Here is a 20,270-nt window from a genome sequence, read left to right as displayed (position 1 = left end):
TAGCCACACCCGCTCGCGTGAACACCGCACTTCGGGAAGCCGCCGCCCGAGCCAACGGTGTCGAGCTGGCCGCGGTCCCGGACGCGCACCCGCACCGCCCCCGGCGGGGCGCGGCGGGTGACTGCGTCAGCGCCCTGCCGCTGCGGCTGGCGGGAACCGTCGGCCGCCCAGCAGCGGAGACGGCCGCCGCCACCGCCGCCGAGCTCCGCGCCAGCGGCGCCTTCGCCGCCGTGTCCCACACGGACCGGGGGTTCCTCTCCGTGACGTGTACCACGGCCGCCTGGGTCGCGCTGGCGGGAACCGTCGCCCGGAACGCGGCGGAGCACCTCACCGAGGGGCGCTGGGACGGGACGCGGGACCCCGCCACCGAACCCCCGGCCGTGCTGGCCGACGCGGGACCGGTCGCAGAGGCCCGCCGCTGGGCACGCGCCGACGCGCGGCGGCGGCTCCGCTCCGCCCGTGCTCCCGTGGCGGCCGCCCCGGCTGGTATGCCCCCGGCCGCCGCCACCGACGACGTGACGTGGCGGGACCCGTACCTGGACGCGCCCGCGGGCGGGACGGAGAGCGCGCGGCTGCTCAACGCCGTGGGGGAGGCGAGCGCCCGGATCGCGTTCTGCCGTTCTTCCTCCGAGGAGCTCCGCCCGGGGGAGGAGACCGGCCCCGGGCTTCCCGCACTACCGAACGCCCACCACCCGGGAGACTGGGCGTGGCACACCGCCAGCAACCCCGCCTTCTGCCTGCGCTACGCGCACGCTCACGCCGTGGCCACCCGGCAGTGGACCGAGGACGCGGGGCTGCCCCCCGCCAGTGCGACGGGGGAGACCACCCGCGCGGGGGAGGCCGCACTCGACACCCCCTCCGTGCACGCGCTGCTGGGGAAACTGTTCGACGCGCCCGCGATGCTGGAGGCCGCCGGCAGACGCGGCCAGCCCCACCTCTGGGTGCGCTACCTCGAGACTCTCGCTGTTGCCTACCATGAGTGGCGAGGGCCCTGCGGCGTCATCCCTGGGGAGACCACCGGCCGGGAGGCGGCCGATGCCGCGCGCAGGGAGACCGCCGCCCGGCTCGACCTGTGTGCCGCCGCGGCGGGTGTGCTGCGAACGGGATTGTTCCTGCTCGGCGTGTCCGCGCCCACAAGGTTGTGACCGCCGCTGTGCGGGTGCCCCGGCCCTGTTCCCGGAAACCCGGGTGGGGCGATGACGTGCCGTGTCCGCGCGGCCACCGAGAAAGCCGACGATCCAGCCGAGAGCGTGTGTCCCATGAGTCGTTACGCCCATCCAGCCGGTCCGCGTCACGCCGACGTGCTACCGGAGGAGCACCCGCCGACGCCGCCGCACGACCCCTCCGGCCTCGACCCGCGGGTCTGGCCGGGAACCGCCGAACGCCTGGACGGTGAGCTGACGGTCGGCGGGATCGGCGTCTCCGAGCTCGCCGACCGGTACGGAACGCCGCTGTTCGTCCTGGACGAAGCGGAGTTCCGCTCCCGCGCCGGCGAATACCGCGACGCTTTCGGCAGCGGCGGTGCCGACGTCTACTACGCCGGTAAGGCGCTGCTCACCAAAGCCGTGGCGCGGTGGGTCCGGGAGGAGGGGCTCAAGCTCGACGTGTGCAGCGGGGGCGAACTCGCGGTTGCACTGGCGGCCGACTTCCCGCCCGAGCGCATCGGGATGCACGGGAACAACAAGTCCGAGGAGGAGCTGGCACGCGCCCTCGACGCCGGCGTCGGGCGGATCGTCCTCGACTCGTTCGACGAGATCGAGCGGCTGGAACGCTTGGCGGCCGAACGCGGCAGCGTCCCCGACGTGCTGGTGCGGGTCACCACGGGGGTGGAGGCGCACACCCACGAGTTCGTCGCCACCGCCCACGACGACCAGAAGTTCGGCCTCGCGTTGAGCACCGGTGCCGCAGCGGAGGCGGTGCGGCGAGTGTCCGCGGCCGAGAACCTCTCCCTGGTGGGGCTGCACTCCCACATCGGCTCCCAGATCTTCGACACCGCCGGGTTCGAGGTCGCCGCCGCCCGCGTCACCCGTTTCCTGGCGGAGACGCACCGCGAGCTGGGGGTGACACTGCCGGAGCTGAACCTCGGCGGCGGTCTCGGTATCGCCTACGTCTCCTCCGACACGCCACTGGATCCGAAGACCATCGCGCACAGCCTGCTCGACATCGTCCAACGGGAATGCGACACCCACGGGATACCCGTGCCGCGCCTGGGAGTGGAACCGGGACGCGCTATCGCGGGCCCGAGCGGTATCACCGTGTACCGGGTCGGTACGGTCAAGGACGTCGAGGGGTTGCGCACCTACGTCAGTGTGGACGGCGGGATGAGCGACAACATCCGCACCGCGCTGTACGGGTCGGAGTACACCTGCCTCCTGGCGTCCCGGAACGGGGAGGGCACCGAGCCCGTGCTGGCCCGCCTGGTGGGCAAGCACTGCGAGAGCGGCGACATCGTCGTCCCCGACCTGTACCTGCCGCGTGACGTGCGTGCGGGCGACCTCGTGGCGGTGGCGGCCACCGGTGCCTACTGCCACTCGATGGCCAGCAACTACAACAACCTCCCGCGGCCGGCCGTGGTGGCGGTGCGGTCCGGGGAAGCCCGTGCGCTCGTGCGCCGGGAGACCGAGGAGGACCTGCTCCGCCGCGACGTAGGCTGAAAGGAGCCAGGGCCGGTTCGACGGGCGCTGTTCGCCACGAGCGGCGCGACCGGTGCCGCGTCGGTGCGCCCGAGGGGCGAGGCGGAGCGGAGTCTCCGCCGGCCGGCGGGGAACCGCCGGCGCGCGGCGGGACACGTGTCCGCCGGACAGGCCTTGGCCCCGGCCGCGTCCGGGTGCCGTGAGGATTGCGAAGAACGACGTGAGAGAAGTGGGAGTCATCCCCCTATGGCGATGAAGGTGGCGCTGCTCGGGTGCGGCGTTGTGGGCGCGGAAGTGGTGCGGCTGATCAACGAGCAGTCGGCCGAGCTGGGCGCACGCGTGGGAGCACCCCTGGAGATCGGAGGGGTCGCGGTGCGCCGCGTCGGAGGCACACGCGGCACGGGACTGGACCCGGAGCTGTTCACGACCGACGCCATGGGCCTGGTGACCCGTCCCGACATCGACCTCGTGGTCGAGGTGGTCGGCGGCATCGAGCCGGCGCGTTCGCTCATCCTGGCCGCGGTGAAGTCCGGTAAGTCCGTGGTGACGGCCAACAAGGCGCTGCTGGCGGAGGACGGCGCCACCATCCTCACGGCCGCCCGGGAAGCCGGGGTCGACGTGTACTACGAGGCCGCGGTCGCCGGTGCCATCCCGCTGCTGCGGCCGTTGCGGGACTCGTTGGCGGGGGACCGGGTGAACCGGGTGCTCGGCATCGTCAACGGCACGACGAACTTCATCCTCGACCGGATGGACGCGATGGGGGCCGGGTTCGCGGAGTCCCTGGAGGAGGCGCAGTCGCTGGGCTACGCCGAGGCCGACCCCACGGCTGACGTCGAGGGGTTCGACGCCGCCGCCAAAGCCGCGATCCTGGCCCGGCTGGCGTTCCACACCCAACAGGTGACCGCTGCCGACGTGCACCGGGAGGGCATAACGGAGGTGTCGGCGGGAGACATCGCCAGCGCCAGGGCCATGGGGTGCGTCGTCAAGCTGCTGGCGATCTGCCAGCGCTCTGCCGACGGCGACGCGGTCGGGGTGCGTGTGCACCCGGTGATGCTGCCGCGGGAGCACCCGCTGGCGAACGTCAACGAGGCCTACAACGCGGTGTTCGTCGAGGCGGAGTCCGCGGGGCGCCTGATGTTCTACGGTGCTGGTGCGGGCGGCACTCCCACGGCCAGTGCGGTCCTCGGCGACGTGGTGGCGGTGGCTCGCAACCGGCTCGCTGCGACCTCCGCGGGGGAGGGCGGCGACGACACCGGCATGCCGGTCCACCCCATGGGCAAGACGGTGACGCGGTACCACATAGCGCTGGACGTGGCGGACCGTCCGGGGGTGCTCGCCCGGGTGGCCGACGTGTTCGCGGGTAACGGCGTCTCGATCAAGAACGTGCGCCAGGAGGGGCACGGAGAGGACGCGCAGCTCGTCCTCGTCAGCCACCAGGCGCCCGACGCCGCGTTGGGCGCGACGGTGGAGGAACTGCGCGGGCTCGACATGGTGCGTTCCGTCGCCAGTGTCATGCGGGTGGAGGCGTTCGCCGACCAGGCGTGAGTCCGCACTCCCGCTCGTGGCGCGGGGCGCGTGCCCTGCCCGTGGGCTTCTAGACTCGGGGGTAATCACGGGGCTGGCCGCGGCTGCTCGCACCGCCTCAGGAGTATGTCGTTCGATCGTGGAAAGGGCTCGACGTGAGCATGGCGCGGGCGTGGCGAGGTGTCGTCGCGGAATACCGGGACCGTCTTCCTGTCACCGAGGAAGCACCGGTCGTCACACTGCACGAGGGGGGAACACCGCTCGTTCCCGCCAACCGGGTGTCCGAACTGACCGGTTGCGAGGTGTACCTCAAGGTCGAGGGGCTCAACCCCACCGGGTCGTTCAAGGACCGCGGTATGACCATGGCCATCACGAAGGCCGCTGAGGAGGGGGCGAAGGCGGTCATCTGCGCCTCGACCGGCAACACCGCGGCGAGCGCCGCCGCCTACGCGGTGCGTGCCGGAATGACATGCGCCGTGCTCATCCCGGACGGGAAGATCGCCATGGGCAAGCTCGCCCAGGCGCTGGTGCACGGCGCTCGGCCGTTGCAGGTCCAGGGCAACTTCGACGACTGCCTGGAACTGGCCAGCAAACTGTCGGTGGACTATCCGGTCGCGTTGGTGAACTCGGTCAACCCCTACCGGCTGCAGGGCCAGAAGACGGCGGCGTTCGAGGTCGTGGACGCCCTCGGGGACGCCCCAGACGTGCACTGTCTGCCGGTGGGCAACGCGGGCAACATCACCGCCTACTGGATGGGCTACACCGAGTACGCCTCCGCGGGAGCGGCGGGCGGAACACCGCGCATGTTCGGGTTCCAGTCCAGCGGTTCCTCGCCGATCGTCAACGGCGAACCGGTGTCGCAGCCGCGCACCATCGCCACCGCGATCCGGATCGGGAACCCCGCCTCGTGGAGCCACGCGGAACGGGCCCGGGACGAGTCCGGCGGGCGTATCGACGCGGTGACGGACCGCCAGATCCTGACGACCTACCGGATGCTGGCGGCGCAGGAGGGCGTGTTCGTCGAGCTCGCCTCGGCCGCCAGCGTGGCCGGGCTGATGCAGGCTGTCCAGCAGGGGAGGGTGGAGCCCGGCAGCCGGGTGGTGTGCACGGTGACCGGGAACGGGCTCAAGGACCCGGACTGGGCGCTCTCGGGCGCTCCCCGGGCGACGAGGATCCCGGTCGACGCGCACGCTGCCGCGGGCGCACTGGGCCTGGACTGAGGAACGACGCCCGCCGCCCCTCTGAACACCGGAGATACTGCTATGTCCCAGCCTTTCCCCTCCGGGGTGCGGGTGCGCACCCCGGCGACCAGCGCCAACCTCGGTCCGGGGTTCGACACGTTCGGCCTGGCTCTGGGGCTGTACGACGAGATCGAGGTCGAGCCCCGCGAGGACGGGGCCGTCACGGTGGACCTCGCCGGTGAGGGCGAGGACGACGTGCCGCGGGACGGCAACCACCTGGTGGTGCGGGCGATCCGCGCGGTTTTCGAGCGCGCGGGACGCGAAATGCCGGGGTTGGACGTGCGGTGCCGCAACCGGGTCCCGCACGGGCGCGGCCTGGGATCCTCCGCCTCGGCGATCGTGGGGGGTGTCACCGCCGCCACCGTGCTGTTGGGGGAGGTTGACCCGGCTGACGGGCGCCCGGACCGCGACCGTGTCTTCCAGCTGGCCGCCGGCGTTGAGGGGCACCCGGATAACGTGGCCCCCTGCGTCTACGGTGGTTTCACACTCGCCTGGCACGAGGGGGAGCGGTGGCGTTGCCTGCGTGTCGAGCCTTCGCTGCGGTTGCGGCCGGTCGTGTGCGTCCCGAACCAGCGGTTGTCCACCGAGCAGGCGCGTGGGCTTCTCCCGGAGTCGGTGCCGCACGCTGACGCCGTTTTCACCGCTGGCCGCGCGGCGCTGATGACGGCCGCGGTCTCCGGGAGGCCGGAACTGCTGCTGGAAGCGACCCAGGACCGCCTGCACGAGTCCTACCGCGCCCCGGCGATGTCTCAGAGCGCGGAGCTCGCGCGCGCGTTGCGGGAGACGGCGAGGCTGCCCGCGGTGATCTCCGGGGCCGGACCCACCGTGCTCGTGTTCGGCTGGGAGAGCGCCGGCGGGACGGGCGAGGAGCGCAGAATCGGGGACGGCTTGGTTGATTCAGTACGGGAAGTGGCGGGTACGAGTTGGCATATACGCCCCTTACAAACCGATCCGGCAGGGGTGTGGATCAGTTCTCCCCGTTCATCGACCTGTGGCGAGGAATAGCTGTGGGTTCCGGTGGTGTTAGGCTGGATGTAGCACCAGATGCCCCGACGCGGGGCGTGTGCTCAGCAGCCACAGTGTTTTCCCCGGGATGTAGGCGAGTGGTTCTTTCCACGTCGGCGTCACACCCGGATGGCACTGTGTCGGGTCCGCCGCGCGGACCCGGCTCTGCCTTTCCCACTGATGTCGGTTCCTCGCCTGGCGAGAACGGCGACAAAGTCCACGGGCAGCATCACCGAGCTCATCGTCCCGACGTCTGGCTGTGCCCTTAAGCCCGCCGCTGTTGGGTGGGGGACGACGGTTCCCGACACCACGGGGGGCAAGCCCGACCCGGCCCCCGCCGGTTCGCACCACCGGGCCGGCCGTTTGCAACTGTCATGACGGCCCGCGCCCGCTCCTTGGGAAGGACCCTTAGTGAGCGACACCACCGAACTCCACACGGATGCGGCGGTCGACAAGCAACAGAACTCCACCGCGTCTGCGTCCGGTGCGGAATCCGGAGACGCGGCATCCCCAGCCGGCAAGAGCGCGTCGTCGCGGTCCCGGAACCAGGGTTCCGGGCTGTCGTCGCTGAAGCTGACCGAGCTTCAGCGGCTCGCGTCGAGCCTCGGTATCACGGGTACGGGGCGGATGCGCAAGAGCGACATCATCGCCGCGATTGAAGCTAACCAAGGCCCTGTCTCGGGGCCAGAGGCCGACAAGAAACCAGCCAAGGGCTCCGGTGGCGGGAACGCCGGGGCCAGCAAAGCCGGCCAGGACGCTGGCGGTTCGGCTTCCGATCGTCAGGCTGCCGAGTCGGGCGCGGAAGGTGAGACGGCATCCAGCGGGTCCCCGGTGGCGGCTTCCGACTCCCGGGATTCCGGGGGCGAGCAGGAACAGTCCGAGCGGGCGGAGCGGTCCGCTCGGGAGCGGCGTTCGTCCCGCAAACGCGGCGACGATTCCGGCGGCCGGAACAAATCGTCGGACGGCACTGACCCCTCGACTCCCACGAGTAGCGTGACCAAGACATCCCAGGCCCCGCAGAAGAGCGGCGCGGAGAACAAGAACGGCCAGAGCGGCCAGAACCAGGGCGGCCAGGGCGGCCAGAACAACCGGGACCGCCAGCGCAACCGCCGTAACCGCCAGAACCGGGACGACGGCTCCGCCGACACGCAGTCCCAGCAGGGCGGCGGCCAGAGCGGCCAGAGCCAGGGCGGCCAGAACCAGGGCGGCAACCGGGGCCAGGACGACGATGGCGGCAGCGGACGCCGCCGCGGACGGCGCCGTGACCGCCGCGACCGCCGCGGCCGGGACCGCCAGCAGGACACGGAGCCGGTGATCCAGGAGGACGACGTCCTGCTTCCGGTCGCCGGGATCCTCGACATCCTGGACAACTACGCGTTCGTTCGCACGACCGGCTACCTTCCCGGGTCCAACGACGTGTACGTCTCGCTGTCCCAGGTGCGCAAGTACGGTCTGCGCAAGGGCGACGCCATCACCGGCGCCGTGCGCCAGCCCCGGGAGGGCGAGCGCCGGGAGAAGTTCAACGCGCTGGTGCGGCTGGACACCATCAACGGGATGGCGCCGGACCAGTCCCGCAGCCGCCCGGACTTCTCCAAGCTCGTCCCGCTGTACCCGCAGGAACGGCTGCGGATGGAGAACGACCCGAGCGACCTGGCGACCCGCATCATCGACCTGGTCTCTCCCGTCGGCAAGGGCCAGCGCGGCCTCATCGTCTCCCCTCCGAAGGCCGGGAAGACGACGGTCCTGCAGTCCATCGCCAACGCGATCACCGAGAACAACCCCGAGTGCCACCTCATGGTCGTTCTGGTGGACGAGCGGCCGGAAGAGGTCACCGACATGCAGCGCACGGTGAAGGGTGAGGTGATCCACTCCACCTTCGACCGGCCTGCGGACGACCACACCACGGTGGCCGAACTCGCGATCGAGCGGGCGAAACGGCTGGTGGAGATGGGGTTGGACGTCGTGGTGCTGCTCGAGTCGCTGACGCGGCTGGGGCGGGCCTACAACCTCGCGGCTCCGGCGAGCGGGCGCATCCTCTCCGGCGGTGTGGACTCCACCGCGCTGTACCCGCCGAAGCGCTTCTTCGGCGCGGCGCGCAACATCGAGAACGGCGGCTCCCTGACGATCCTGGCGACCGCCCTGGTCGAGACCGGTTCCCGGATGGACGAGGTGATCTTCGAGGAGTTCAAGGGAACCGGCAACATGGAGCTGAAGCTCAACCGTCAGCTCGCGGACAAACGGATATTCCCCGCGGTGGACGTGGACTCGTCCAGCACCCGCAAGGAGGAGATCCTGATGTCGAACGACGAGCTCAACATCGTGTGGAAGCTCCGCCGGGTGCTGCACGCCCTGGACACGCAGCAGGCCATGGAGCTGCTCCAGGACAAGATGAAGGACACCAAGAGCAACCCGGAGTTCCTCCTCCAGGTCCAGAAGACCACGGTCGGCCCGAACGACAACTAGGTCCTGTTTTTGGGCGCTGTTCGTCGCGAGCGGCGTCTCCGGTGCCGCCGGACGGTGTCCTGGGGCGTCGCGCAGCAGGACAGGCGTCCGAAGAACAGGACCTAGACCCCGCCTCTTCGGGACCAACGGCCCCGGCCACGTCGGCACCGCCGCACGGCCGGGGCCGTTACGTGTGTCGGAGCGGGGTCGTGCCGGGGAGGCGGTCCGGCCGCAGCGGACGGCTCACCCGGGGAACCGGAGGTACTCCGACGCGGCCCGCGGTGGTTGGTCCCGGTTCGTCAACACAGCCGGAATTGCTGGAGGATGTCCCCGGCCGCAATCCCCTCAACGATCGGAGATCTCCCCCATGGCGCGGACGACGCTCCTGGCCCCGATAGCGTTGCTGACCACGGGCAGCCTTCTTCTCAGCGGCTGCAGCCTGTTCGACTCGGAGGGTCCGCCGCCTGTCGAGGAGGACTTCCCCTACACCAGGGAGGGGCACATCTTCCAGGACACCGGTAACGACGAGAAGCTGCGCTTCTCCGTCACCGCACTGGAACGCACCCCCGACTACACGGTGATGCACTACGAGGTGAGCTACCCCGACGGGTTCGAGGGCAGCAACCGCAACCTCAGCATGGCCAACACCCTGGTGGATCCCATGACGGGGAAGGTGTTCCGCGAGTACACCGACGAGGAGGGGTTGAAGTACGGCTCGGCCAGTCCGAACGGCGACGGGCTGTACCCCGTCTTCGACGGGGTCACCAACGAGTACCGCAGGTACTTCCCGCGCCTGCCGGACAAGGTGGACCAGGTGACCTTCATCGGTAGCGGCCTGGGCGCCATGACGGGCATCCCGGTCCAGGACGTCGAGGAGGACCGGTCCGGCCCCCAGGACCCCAACGGCCCGGAGCATCTCACCCCCGACGACCCGCCCGACGGGGAGAACCTCACCTTCGAGAACCGGCCCCCCGAGGACGGCGCCGAGGCCGACACCGGGTGGGTGGAGAGTTTCGTCGACTCCGACATCGCATCCATCACCCGGGACGGCGACCGGGAGACGATCTCGCTGCACTCCGACGTGATGTTCGAGTTCGACGAGTCGGACCTGACCGAGGAAGCCGAGGACGTGGTCCGCCAGGCGTCCGACTCGCTGGCCAACAACGTCGAGGCCAACGACTCGGAGATCACGATCGTGGGCCACACCGACAGCAAGGGGACCGACGCCTACAACCAGAACCTCTCCGAGGAACGCGCGCGGACGGTGCGGGAACTGCTGGTGGAGGAGCTGGGCAACGAGTACTCCTACGAGGTGGAGGGGCGCGGCAGCACCGAACCCATCGCCGTGGAGGGCGGCCCGGACGACGAGGAGGCGCGCGCCCGCAACCGCCGGGTGGAGTTCTCCTACGACGTCACCACCCCCGGCTCCCAGGAGGAGGGGGACGACGACGGGCTCGGCGTCGCCCAGCGCACCGTGACCTGGCCGGCCCCGTTCACCGAGGACAACGGGGACGTCGTGGCCTCCGAGGAGCGCGAGGACGTGCAACTGGAGGTCTACCCGCTGCGGCGCGACGGTGCCTACGTGATCGCCACGGTGGCGCTGACCAACAACTCCGACGAACCCGTGATCCCGGACATGGGCGCTGACGGGAGCGCGCAGGCGGGCGGTCCGGAACAGTTCAGCTCGGGGTCGCTGGGAGGGCTGCAGCTCCTGGACCCCGAGTCCGACCTGGAGCGTTACGTCGCGCAGATGAACCTGGAGGGCGGTACCTCCAGCGGTTTCGCCGAGGAGGTGCACGAACTGCAACCGGGCAACACCTACGACCTGGTCGCGGTCTTCGCCGCCCCACCGGAGGGGACCGAGGAGCTCACCCTGCGCGCCGGCCCGTTCGGCGAGCTGGAAGAGATCCCCATCGAGGAGTGAGGCGTGTCAGGGGCGGGACGTCGGGACTACCGGTCCCGCCCCCGCCGGCTCCTACCGCCCCTACTGCTCGACCCGCTCCGCGGCCTGGAACACGACCTTCTCCAGGTCCTTCCGGGAGGCCTCCGAGGACACGGCGACGGCCGAGATGTAGAAGTCCTCGGGCAGCGCGAGGTGCAGGCTCTGGGTGGACCCCTCGACCGTGGTGACGTAGTCCAGCTCACCGCCGAGCGTCTCCGAGCGCGCGGTGCGGTAGCTGTCCACCTCCACGTCCACGTCGACCTCCCAGTTCATCTCCTCCTCGCCGGGAAGCTGGGCCACCTCCAACCGGGCGCTGGGATCGGCGTTCACGGTGAAGGTGATCGCGAACGACTCCCCGTCGCCCCCCTCGGTTCCGGAACCGGTCCACACGCACGACATCTGCTCGGCGTCGGAGGCACCGTCGAGCTCCTCGGTGTCCTCGGTCACGCTCGCCCCGGCGGGAGCGAGGCCACCGGCCACCTCACCGGCGCCGATGTCGGCACAGGACTCGGGAAGCGCGAACCGCGCCGTCTCCTCCTCGGAGTTCCCGTCCGCCTCGTCCGCGGAGTCCTCGGAGCCGGAACCCTCACCGTCCTCGTCACCGAACGAGAACCACTCGCTCCACTCCCACTCATCGGGTGTGCTCCACCCGTCGTCGCCGGATTCCGCGCCGCAGGCCGTGAGCAGGACGGCGGCGGCCAGCGCGGTACCGGCGGCCGTGGTACGTCGGTAAACGGGGGCGAAACGCATGTGGGTCCTTCACGTCGGGGGTACCACCGCGCTTGGGGGAGAGTCGGGCGCGGCTACTGGGACCGTAGCAAGAGCGAAGCCGGCGCGCCTCCGCGCGCGTGGCCCGCGGACGCCGCCGGGTGTGCCCGGGACCGCCAGCGTGCTGCCGGGCGGTTCGTTGGAATACGGGCTGGTCGGCTGATGGTTACGCGTCTGGCAAACTGGTAGAGGGAGGAGCAGACCCCGCACGGCGGGGACAGAATCCGCTGAGACCGCCGCGGGACCGGTTCGCGCATACCACACTTCCCGTCGCCCGTGTGAACGAGGAACGGCCGACGGTTTCGGAACTGTGCTCCATCCACCGGTATGCGTCCGGCAACCGCCATGAGCGAGGAGAGCCACGTGAAATCCGATATCCACCCCCAGTACATCGTCACTCAGGTGACCTGCACCTGCGGAAACTCATTCACCACCCGCAGTACCGCGAGTGAGGGTGTCATCCGCGCGGACATCTGCTCGGCATGCCACCCGTTCTACACGGGCAAGCAGAAGATCCTGGACACCGGCGGCCGGGTGGCCCGCTTCGAGCAGCGTTTCGGCAAGCGCAAGTAGTACCTGCTCGCGGCGCCGGTTCGCGCGGCCCCACGGGTCGTCCGTGCGGGCCGGCGCCCGCCCGCAGCCGCGGTGCCGAACGCGGGCGCCGACGGAACCGCAGGCTTCCAACACCGCTGGGATGGGAACGAAGTGAAGCTGGACGACCTTCTAGGTGAGTACTACGAGCTGGAGCAGCAGCTGGCCGACCCCGAGGTGCACGCGGAGCCGGGCAAGGCGCGTCAGCTCGGAAAGCGGTACTCCCATCTCACTCCCATCATCACCACGTACCGCGAGCTGATGCGGGTGGACAGCGAGCTGGAGACAGCGAACGAGCTGGCCGCGGACGACCCCACGATCGCCCACGAGGCCGACCAGCTCCGCACGAAGCGCGAACAGCTCGTCGAACGGCTGGAGTACCTGCTCATCCCGCGCGACCCCTCGGACGAGAAGGACATCATCGTCGAGGTCAAGGCCGGAGCGGGCGGAGAGGAGTCGGCGCTGTTCGCCGGCGACCTCGTGCGGATGTACCTGCGCTACGCCGAGCGCCAGGGCTGGAAGACCGAGGTCATCAGTGCCACCGAGTCGGACCTGGGCGGCTACAAGGACATCACGCTGTCCTTCCGGAACAAGGGCACACCCGAGCCGGGCCGGGGGGTGTGGACCCACCTCAAGTTCGAGGGCGGTGTGCACCGCGTGCAACGTGTGCCCGTGACGGAGTCGCAGGGACGTATCCACACCTCGGCGGCCGGGGTGCTGGTGGTGCCCGAGGCGGAGGAGATCGAGGTGGAGATCCACGACAACGACCTGCGGATCGACACCTACCGTTCGTCCGGTCCCGGCGGGCAGAGCGTGAACACCACCGACTCCGCCGTGCGGATCACCCACCTGCCGTCCGGCATCGTCGTCGCGTGCCAGAACGAGAAGAGCCAGATCCAGAACAAGGAACAGGCCATGCGGATCCTGCGCTCCCGGCTGTACGCCGAGGCCCAGGCGGAGGCCGAGGCGGAGGCCGCCGCCGAGCGCAAGAGCCAGGTGCGTGGCCTCGACCGCTCCGAACGGGTGCGCACCTACAACTTCCCGGAGAACCGGATCTCCGACCACCGCATCGGCTACAAGGCCTACAACCTCGACCAGGTGATGGAAGGGGAACTCGACGGGGTCGTCAATGCCCTCATCGATGCGGACAACAAGGAGCGGTTGGAGCAGGCCCAGCAGTAAGGCCACGGGCCCGGCCGCGCACAGGTCGACGGGGCCGCGTCGGTCCCCGTCCCGAGTGCCGGCACCGGCGCGTCCGGTGCCGCCCGGTGGTGCACCCGTGGCACGTGTTCCCGCACCGCGGCGAACGGTCGGACACGCCCACACCATGCGGAAGGAGGGACGGGCTTCCTCCCCGGCCTGACGGCCGAGGCATCCGCCCGGGAGTAACGATGAACTTCCTGCTCGACGAGGTCGCTCGAGCTACGCTGCGGCTGGCTGACGCGGGTATCCCCTCGCCCCGCACCGACGCCGAGGAACTCGCGGCGTTCGTGCACGGCGTCCGTCGAGGGGAGCTGCACCAGGTCGCCGACGCCGACTTCGACGCCCTGTACTGGGAGTGCGTCGCCCGCCGCGCCGCGCGTGAGCCCCTACAGCACATCACCGGACACGCCTACTTCCGTTACCTGGAACTCCAGGTCGGCCCGGGGGTGTTCGTCCCGCGTCCCGAGACCGAGATGGTGACCGAGCGGGCGATCCGCACGCTCCGGGACATGGACGTCGCCGACCCCCTCGCCGTGGACCTCGGAACCGGATCGGGCGCCATCGCGATCTCCATAGCCCAGGAGGTGCCACGGTCCCGCGTGCACGCGGTTGAGATCGACTCCCGCGCCCTGGAATGGGCCAGGCGCAACATCACGGGCGCCGGCTACCAGGACCGGGTCACAACGCATCTGGCGGACATGCGGGAGGCGGTGCGCGAGCTGGACGGCCGTGTGGACCTGGTCATCAGCAACCCGCCCTACGTCCCGACGCGGGACGCCGAGGACGTCCAGCCCGAGGTGCGCAACTACGACCCGGCGCCGGCGCTGTGGTCGGGCAACGACGGTCTGGACGCGATCCGTGACCTGGAGCGGATCGGACGGCGGCTGCTGCGCGGCGGCGGTGTGATGATCATCGAACACGGGGACGGGCAGGGGGTGGACATCCCCCGGCTGTTCCCGGAGGACTCCGGGTGGCGCGACGTCCGCAACCGCAAGGACCTCGCCCACCGCGACCGCTTCGTGGAGATGCGCAGGGTGGAACAGTGACCACCGCCCGGTGGCGCTGAGGATGAGGAGTGATGTGATGAGCCGCGGTTACGACTGCGCCGATGCCCAGGAACGTTCGGACGGCATCGCCGACGCCGCCTCGACCGTCCGCAGGGGGGAACTGGTGGTGCTCCCCACGGACACCGTGTACGGGATCGGCAGCGACGCCTTCAGCCCGGCCGCTGTATCGGGGCTGCTCAGTGCCAAGGGGCGCGGCCGGGACATGCCCCCACCGGTGCTGGTGGGCTCCGTGCGCGCCGCCCAGGCACTCATCGACGACCTGGGCCGGCACGGCCAGGACCTGATCGAGGAATTCTGGCCCGGCCCGTTGACACTGGTGTGCACCGCCACCCCCAGCCTCTCCTGGGACCTCGGGGACACCAAGGGGACGGTGGCGGTGCGGATGCCGATGCAGCCGGTGGCGCTTGACCTGCTCAGGGAGGTCGGTCCGATGGCGGTCAGCAGCGCCAACACCTCGGGAGAACCGGCCGCGACGACAGCGGACGAGGCGCGGCGGCAGCTCGGGGACAGCGTCGGGGTGTACCTCGACGGCGGGACCTGCGACACCGGTGTTCCCTCCACCATCGTCGACATGACCTACGCGGTGCCGCGCGTCCTACGGGACGGGGCCATCCCGGTGGAACGGCTGCGGGCGGTGTGCGGCACGGTGATCACCGCGAAACCGCAGACGGCCACCGGCTCCGCCGACGCCGACACCAGCCGGGAGGACACCGGGGAGGAGCCGTCCGCCGAAGCGTCCGCACCCGAGGACGCCGGGGCGGAAGAGTCCGGGGACAGCACCGGGAGGGCGGACTCCCGCAACGATGGGGAGGACCGGGAGCACCAGGGCTAGCGGCACGGGAGGTGCTCGGCGGGCGTCAACCGGCGCGGAGTGCTACGTTCGGAGCGTTCGAGACAGTAATCACGGCTGCCGGCCCCGCCGGGACAGCCGTGCGAGCCGAAGGATCCCGGATACGCCGTGCGTGAGTACGCGCTCACTTTCGTCATCGCCGTGGCGGTCACGTACCTGTTGACTCCCGCCGTGCGGCGGGCGGCTGTCGCCTTCGGGGCCGCACCTCCCGTGCGGGACCGTGACGTGCACACGGAGCCGGTGCCGCGCATGGGCGGGATCGCGATCTACGGCGGGTTCGCCGCCGCGCTGCTGGTCTCCGCGCAGCTGCCGCACCTGCGGGGTGTTTTCAACACCGACACCTGGGAGGGACTGCTGCTGGCCGGCGGTCTCATCACGGTCATCGGCGTCGTCGACGACAAGTGGGGCATCGGGCCCGTGGCCAAACTCGCCGGCCAGACCGCGGCCGCGGGGATCCTGGTGTGGCGCGGCGTGGAGATGCTGTGGCTCCCCCTGCCGACGACCCAGCTCTCCCTGGGGCCGTGGTTGGGCGCGGTGATCTCGATCATGCTGATCGTGGTGACCATCAACGCGGTCAACTTCGCCGACGGTCTGGACGGCCTCGCTGCGGGAATCGTGGCGATCTCGGCCTTCGCGTTCTTCGCCTACTACTACGTGGCGGCCGTGGACCAGGGCTACGAGCGGCAGTCCTACCCGGCGATGATCGCGATCATCCTCGCCGGCGTGTGCATCGGTTTCCTCGGACACAACTTCCACCCCGCGCGGGTGTTCATGGGCGACACCGGGTCGATGCTGCTCGGTCTGCTTATGACATCGATCACGATCACCGTGACCGGCCAGTTCATCCCCGAGCCCGCGACCAGGGAGCGGGGGGAGCAGGGCGCGGTCAGCGTGCCGACGGGGGAGGCCGCGGAGAGCATCGGGAGCGACCACGCCCTCGTGATCTTCCTTCCGGTGCTGTTGCCGCTGCTGGTGCTGGCGCTCCCGCTGGCGGACCTGACACTGGCGGTGGTGCGCCGCACCATGGCGGGGAAGTCGCCGTTCGCCCCGGACAAGAAGCACCTGCACCACCGGCTGCTGGAACTGGGGCACTCCCACGCCAGGGCGGTGCTGCTGATGTACCTGTGGGCGGCGATCATCGCGTTCGCGTCCGTGTCACTGTCGGTCTTCAACGCTCCCTACATGGTGTTGGCGGTGACCACGCTGGTGGCGGCGTGCGCGGTGGCACTCATCACGTTGCCGCGGTGGCAGCGTTGGCGGCGCCGTTACCGGGGTTTCGGTTCCGGCTCCTGTTCCGTTTCCGGAAAGGCCCCGTCCTCGGGCGGGCAGTAGGGCTGCCCTCCGGAACCGGGCCCGGGTGCGCTGTCGCCGTCCGCGCAGGCAGGCAACGGAATCCCCTTCGCGGTGATATATCCAATATGGGGTGTATTGCCCGATTTTTTGGGCAGTTTGGGTGTTCTCAAGGTGGACGTAACGGACACGGGGGAACGAGCGCCGAAAACCTTGTGATAGCTTTCACGAGCAAGCACCCCACGAATGCAGCCACCGGAGCTTCCCTATGCAGGAACACGACGCCCGGATTATCCGCGGCGCCGCGATTCCGACCGCCGTCGCGGGCACGGTCGCCACGATCGTCGCCGCGTTCACGGCGGGAGTAGCGGGCGTTGCCGGTGTCGTCGCGGGAACGGCGCTGATCCTCGGGTTCTTCGCCGTGTCCGCGGTGGTCATCGCGTGGACGGGGGAGCGGAATCCCCAGTTGATGCTTCCCGTGGCCTTCCTCGTGTACACGACGAAGGTCGGGATACTGGCGATTGCGCTGGTCCTGTTCAAAGGCACCGCGGTCCTCAACGGCACTGCTTTCGCCCTGACCTCGCTCGCCTGCGTCATCGTCTGGCTCGCGGGGCAGGCGGTCGCCAACGTCCGGGTGAAGCGTCCCTACGTGGAACCCGCGCGGAGCACGCCGGAGGCGGGCCCTGCCCTCGAGGAGGAGCGGTGAATGCGAGGCCGTGGGGTGGTGTGCGAACCAGATTCACCTACTGCTATGTTCCGGAGCGAGATGAACGGTCGTTCGGGCGCGGGCGGCAACGACGCGCCGCGCGCCAACGCGGTTACGGTCGTCTCGTATCTGCTGGGAGGTCTGGCCTTCTGGGGCGGCCTGGGGTGGCTGGCGGACCGGATGCTCGGTTTCGCCACGCTCTTCCTGCCAATCGGCATGCTCCTGGGCCTGGCCGGTGGGATCTATCTGATCATCGCCCAGTACGTCCGGTCCTGACCATCCAGCCCGGTAACCAGCCTCTCCCCCAGAGCGGCGCGGTACCGCCTGATATATCGAGGTTTGAGTTGCGTCACGACGAAAGGGTTCGCCGTGAGTGCTGACGTGCGCACTGTAGCCGCCGCAGGTGGAGACTGCCCCGAGCCGCATATCTTCAACCAGCAGGGCTGCGGATTCGAAGCTCCTGGCACTGACCTGTTCTTCCCGGCACCGTGGATCGACTTCGGTCTTCCGCTCTCGTCGGGTATCACCAAGTACGCGCTGGTGCTGGTGATCTCGGCACTCGTGGTGATCGGGTTCTGGTACTTCACCACCCGCAAGGCCACGGTCGTCCCCAGCCGGCGGCAGAGCGTAGCCGAGCTCCTGGTCTCCTTCATCCGCGACCAGGTCACCCGTACGACCATGGGCAAGGCTGGGGACAAGTTCCTGCCCCTGATGGTGACCCTGTTCCTGTTCATCTTCGCCATGAACCTCATGGGGATCATCCCCGGGCTCCAGCTCCCGGTGACGTCCAACCTGGCGTTCCCGGCGGTCCTGGCACTGTTCGTCTTCGTGCTGTGGAACGCCGTCGGGATCCGCACACACGGCGCGGGAGCCCACTTCAAGGCCCGGCTGGTCCCCAGCGGTGTTCCGGCGTGGATCCTTCCCCTGGTGGTGCCGATCGAGGCACTCTCCAACTTCATCATCCGCCCGCTGACTCACTCGGTCCGTCTGTTCGCGACCATGTTCGCGGGGCACCTGCTGCTGGCGGTCTTCGCCGCGGCCGGCTTCTACATGTTCAATCCCACGACGGCCATGGGGCCGCTGTTGGGCGCGGTCTCCGTGGGCTACTCGGGGATCGCCCTGATCGGCTTCCTGCTGTTCACCGTTTTCGAACTGTTCATCATGGCCGTGCAGGCATACGTGTTCATCCTGCTGTCCTCCATTTACCTCGGTGAGGCCATGGAGGGCGCGCACTAGGGCGTGCGCGCGCTTGAGACCCCTATCCGGTAAATCCAACGTCAGTTCGGCGGCGCAACGTGCCCGTCGGCCCGTCTGAGTAAGGGAATAACAATGGAACTCGAAGGCAGCCTCAACGCGATCGGTTACGGCCTCGCCGCCATCGGCCCCGGCATCGGCGTCGGCCTGATCTTCGGCATGGGCGTGCAGGCCATCGCCCGTCAGCCGGAGGCCCGAGGGATCCTGCAGGGCCAGATGATCTTCGGCTTCGCCGTGGTCGAGGCCCTGGCCATCCTGGGCTTCGTGCTCGCGTTCGTCCTGTAACGAAGCCCACACGGTCAATCCGGACGCGAAGGGATGCCAGCCATGATCTTGGCAGCCGAACAAGGCAACGTCCTACGGATCCACTGGGACGAATTCACTTTCGGCCTCATCGCCTTCCTCCTCATCTTCGGCGTCGTCACCAAGATGTGGCCGAAGATCACCTCGGCCCTGGACGAGCGTGCCAACCAGATCGAGGGTGGCATCGAGCGTGCGAGGAAGGCCGAGGCCGAGGCCGAGGAGGTTCGCGAGCAGTACCGGCTGAAGCTCGAGGAAGCTCACCGGCAGTACGCGCAAGAGGTGGAGAAGGCCAAAGAGCAGCGTGCCGCCATCATCGCCGAGGCGCGTGAGGAGGCCCAGACGGAGGCCAACCGCATCATCGAGAACGGGCACGCCCAGCTCGAGGCGGACCGCCAACAGGCCCTCGCGCAGCTGCGGGCGGAGATCGGCACGCTCTCCACCGACCTCGCCGAACGCATCGTGGGGGAGACCCTCGACGATGACGCGGCCCAGAACCGGGTGATCGACCGGTTCCTGGACGAACTGGAACAGGGCGAGGGAACACGCCAACAGGCAGAGGTGCGCTGATGCGTGGGATCAGCCGCAGGTCACTGGACGCGGTCACCCGGCGCCTGGACGACATCCTCCCGTCGGCGAACGCCGCCACGCTGGGGCACGAACTGTTCGAGGTCGTGGCCCTGCTGGGGGAGGAGAGGTCCCTGCGCCGGTGGTTGGCGGAACCCGCCAACGACGCGGACAGCAAGTCCGGCCTGGTCTCCGAGCTGCTGGAGTCCCGGGTATCGCCGGCCACGGTGCTTGTGGCCTGCGATATCGTACGGGCCGAATGGTCCAGGAGCCGGGACATGGTGGACGCCGCCGAACGGATGGCGGTCTACGCCACGGTCGCCAGTGTCGAGAACGAACAGCGTCTCGGCGAGCTGGAGGACGAGCTGTTCCGGTTCCGTCGCATCGTCGAGGCGGAACCGGAACTGCGCGCGGCACTCACGGCGGAGGGCACCACCGCCGAAGGCAAGCGGGCCCTGGTGCAGGACCTGCTCTCCGGCAAGACCAACGCGTCCACACTCGAGCTGGTCACCGAGGCGGTGACCCGGCCACGGGGACGTAAGCTGGAACAGGGGCTGGAGCACTACGGGCAGCTCGTAGCCGAACGCGCGCAGCGTTACGTGGCGGTGGTGCGCACCGCCGCCCCGCTCAGTGCGCAGCAGCAGGAGCGGCTCCAGACCGTACTGACCCGGCGCTACGGCCGGACCATGCACCTGAATATCGACGTCGACCCGCAGGTCGTGGGGGGAATGTCCATCCACGTGGGCGACGAGGTCATCGACGGCACGATCGCCGGGAGGCTCGCTGAGGTCCGGCGGCGGTTGGCCGGCTGAACGCGACGAATCCCCAACGCAAAACACACCTGCGCCGGGGAACGCGGCGCAACACGAGAGCAAGGACATACGAGA

At 69.7% G+C, this 20,270-nt stretch carries 19 protein-coding genes; 18 read left to right on the top strand and 1 reads right to left on the bottom strand.

The window, feature by feature from the left end; all coding sequences use genetic code 11:
* Nucleotides 1-17: 17 nt before the first annotated feature.
* From FHX37_RS12750 to FHX37_RS12720, 7 genes are all read left to right on the top strand, one after another.
* Nucleotides 18-1,145 carry a DALR anticodon-binding domain-containing protein gene (locus FHX37_RS12750; RefSeq protein ID WP_246062266.1) on the top strand — a complete coding sequence of 376 codons (1,128 nt, stop codon included), beginning with the start codon at nucleotides 18-20 and terminating at the stop codon, nucleotides 1,143-1,145.
* A gap of 114 nt (nucleotides 1,146-1,259) precedes the next feature.
* Nucleotides 1,260-2,654 carry a diaminopimelate decarboxylase gene (lysA, locus tag FHX37_RS12745; RefSeq protein ID WP_141924096.1) on the top strand — a complete coding sequence of 465 codons (1,395 nt, stop codon included), beginning with the start codon at nucleotides 1,260-1,262 and terminating at the stop codon, nucleotides 2,652-2,654.
* Between the two features lie 225 nt (nucleotides 2,655-2,879).
* Nucleotides 2,880-4,178, top strand: coding sequence for a homoserine dehydrogenase (locus FHX37_RS12740; RefSeq protein ID WP_141924095.1), 1,299 nt, complete (start codon nucleotides 2,880-2,882; stop codon nucleotides 4,176-4,178).
* Nucleotides 4,179-4,318: 140 nt separating this feature from the next.
* Entirely contained in the window at nucleotides 4,319-5,377 is a 1,059-nt protein-coding gene (thrC, locus tag FHX37_RS12735) for a threonine synthase (RefSeq protein WP_211351923.1), read from the top strand.
* Nucleotides 5,378-5,419: 42 nt separating this feature from the next.
* Complete coding sequence (gene thrB / locus FHX37_RS12730) at nucleotides 5,420-6,403, top strand: homoserine kinase (protein ID WP_141924093.1); 984 nt, start codon at nucleotides 5,420-5,422, stop codon at nucleotides 6,401-6,403.
* A 411-nt stretch (nucleotides 6,404-6,814) separates the two neighbouring features.
* The gene (gene rho / locus FHX37_RS12725; RefSeq protein ID WP_141924092.1) at nucleotides 6,815-8,866 is read left to right on the top strand and encodes a transcription termination factor Rho; all 2,052 of its coding nucleotides are present in this window, start codon (nucleotides 6,815-6,817) and stop codon (nucleotides 8,864-8,866) included.
* 346 nt (nucleotides 8,867-9,212) lie between these two features.
* On the top strand, nucleotides 9,213-10,769 hold the full coding sequence (locus FHX37_RS12720; protein WP_141924091.1) for an OmpA family protein: 1,557 nt from the start codon (nucleotides 9,213-9,215) through the stop codon (nucleotides 10,767-10,769).
* Nucleotides 10,770-10,829: 60 nt separating this feature from the next.
* On the opposite strand, the gene FHX37_RS12715 is transcribed toward FHX37_RS12720, so the two are convergent.
* A complete protein-coding gene (locus FHX37_RS12715) occupies nucleotides 10,830-11,537 on the bottom strand; it encodes a hypothetical protein (RefSeq protein ID WP_141924090.1) in 708 nt (235 codons plus the stop codon).
* Between the two features lie 381 nt (nucleotides 11,538-11,918).
* Here FHX37_RS12715 and rpmE point away from each other — a divergent pair, with 381 nt between their 5' ends.
* The 11 genes from rpmE to FHX37_RS12660 all read left to right on the top strand — a co-directional run bounded on the left by rpmE (nucleotide 11,919) and on the right by FHX37_RS12660 (nucleotide 20,195).
* Nucleotides 11,919-12,128, top strand: a complete 210-nt coding sequence (gene rpmE / locus FHX37_RS12710) for a 50S ribosomal protein L31 (RefSeq protein ID WP_141924089.1) — start codon at nucleotides 11,919-11,921, stop codon at nucleotides 12,126-12,128.
* A gap of 132 nt (nucleotides 12,129-12,260) precedes the next feature.
* A complete protein-coding gene (gene prfA, locus FHX37_RS12705; RefSeq protein ID WP_141924088.1) occupies nucleotides 12,261-13,328 on the top strand; it encodes a peptide chain release factor 1 in 1,068 nt (355 codons plus the stop codon).
* Nucleotides 13,329-13,537: 209 nt separating this feature from the next.
* Complete coding sequence (prmC, locus tag FHX37_RS12700; protein ID WP_141924087.1) at nucleotides 13,538-14,395, top strand: peptide chain release factor N(5)-glutamine methyltransferase; 858 nt, start codon at nucleotides 13,538-13,540, stop codon at nucleotides 14,393-14,395.
* Nucleotides 14,396-14,432: 37 nt separating this feature from the next.
* Complete coding sequence (locus tag FHX37_RS12695) at nucleotides 14,433-15,248, top strand: L-threonylcarbamoyladenylate synthase (protein ID WP_141924086.1); 816 nt, start codon at nucleotides 14,433-14,435, stop codon at nucleotides 15,246-15,248.
* Nucleotides 15,249-15,374: 126 nt separating this feature from the next.
* Entirely contained in the window at nucleotides 15,375-16,598 is a 1,224-nt protein-coding gene (locus FHX37_RS12690; RefSeq protein WP_141924085.1) for an MraY family glycosyltransferase, read from the top strand.
* 226 nt (nucleotides 16,599-16,824) lie between these two features.
* Nucleotides 16,825-17,262, top strand: a complete 438-nt coding sequence (locus FHX37_RS12685) for a hypothetical protein (protein ID WP_141924084.1) — start codon at nucleotides 16,825-16,827, stop codon at nucleotides 17,260-17,262.
* A 60-nt stretch (nucleotides 17,263-17,322) separates the two neighbouring features.
* The gene (locus tag FHX37_RS12680; RefSeq protein ID WP_141924083.1) at nucleotides 17,323-17,538 is read left to right on the top strand and encodes a hypothetical protein; all 216 of its coding nucleotides are present in this window, start codon (nucleotides 17,323-17,325) and stop codon (nucleotides 17,536-17,538) included.
* 93 nt (nucleotides 17,539-17,631) lie between these two features.
* Nucleotides 17,632-18,498: a F0F1 ATP synthase subunit A gene (gene atpB / locus FHX37_RS12675; protein WP_211351818.1), complete on the top strand. Its 867-nt coding sequence runs from the start codon at nucleotides 17,632-17,634 to the stop codon at nucleotides 18,496-18,498.
* 93 nt (nucleotides 18,499-18,591) lie between these two features.
* A complete protein-coding gene (atpE, locus tag FHX37_RS12670; RefSeq protein WP_141924082.1) occupies nucleotides 18,592-18,801 on the top strand; it encodes an ATP synthase F0 subunit C in 210 nt (69 codons plus the stop codon).
* Nucleotides 18,802-18,843: 42 nt separating this feature from the next.
* Complete coding sequence (locus FHX37_RS12665) at nucleotides 18,844-19,386, top strand: F0F1 ATP synthase subunit B (RefSeq protein WP_141924081.1); 543 nt, start codon at nucleotides 18,844-18,846, stop codon at nucleotides 19,384-19,386.
* Nucleotides 19,386-20,195: a F0F1 ATP synthase subunit delta gene (locus FHX37_RS12660; RefSeq protein WP_141924080.1), complete on the top strand. Its 810-nt coding sequence runs from the start codon at nucleotides 19,386-19,388 to the stop codon at nucleotides 20,193-20,195. The genes FHX37_RS12665 and FHX37_RS12660 overlap by 1 nt, the downstream gene beginning before the upstream one ends.
* Nucleotides 20,196-20,270: the final 75 nt, after the last annotated feature.

Source organism: Haloactinospora alba (assembly GCF_006717075.1).
In the GTDB taxonomy this organism is placed as follows: Bacteria; Actinomycetota; Actinomycetes; order Streptosporangiales; family Streptosporangiaceae; genus Haloactinospora; species Haloactinospora alba.
This window is presented reverse-complemented; position numbering and strand designations above follow the sequence as displayed.